1 protein-coding gene is annotated in these 689 nt (G+C 42.7%); it reads right to left on the reverse strand.

Going from position 1 to position 689, the window contains the following annotated elements:
* Positions 1-86: 86 nt before the first annotated feature.
* Positions 87-689: type VI secretion system-associated protein TagF (gene tagF / locus R8N28_RS26060; RefSeq protein WP_318183762.1), on the reverse strand; the 603-nt coding region annotated here is incomplete at its 5' end.

A 689-nucleotide genomic window follows, 5' to 3' on the forward strand; every position in this document is an offset into this window, starting at 1 on the left:
CCAGTAACGCATCCTCATTATAAGGACGAACTTTACCTGCATGAGTTTTGGCAAAAGTAAAATAATTCCAATTCATTCTTTGCTTCCTACCAACTCCACATTTGCCAACGACCATCTAACATTGCAGAGAATTGGCCAATAGATGGCAACCCAGTGCTAACAAACATACATGATTCAATATGAGTAGAGCCTTCTGTCCACCAGAAGCATGGTTTTCTCTGTTGACTCTCAATTAGATGATTTAACAACGTGTTATGCTTTGCTTCAGTTGAAAAGCTAAACACTGTTGAGATCGGGCTTTGGTACAAAAGCGCCATTTCTTCATTGCATATTGATACTTCAGAAACAAGCTCACACTTTTCCTGCATGCTTCGGTGCCATACATCAAATACAAATTCATCGTCTAACACTGACAGCGCTAGAGTCTGGCTATCTTCAGTCCAGCCACTTTGTGCCCAATACTGTGCTGCTTTGCCTTTTACCGCTCGAACAACAGTAAAAAAGAAGTAGCGACCGCATGCATCTACACTTGGAATCATGCTGCCGATATACGTAGCATCGTCCATGTAACTCACATCCAGTGCAAAGTGCCAAACTGGTGCAGTTAAAAAATAATCGTTCCAAGTGTCACCCAGTTGCTCTTTACTCACTGCAATAACAGCTTGCTGCCAGTCGTGCCAACGGTTTGC

Source organism: Vibrio sp. Vb1554 (genome assembly GCF_033344235.1).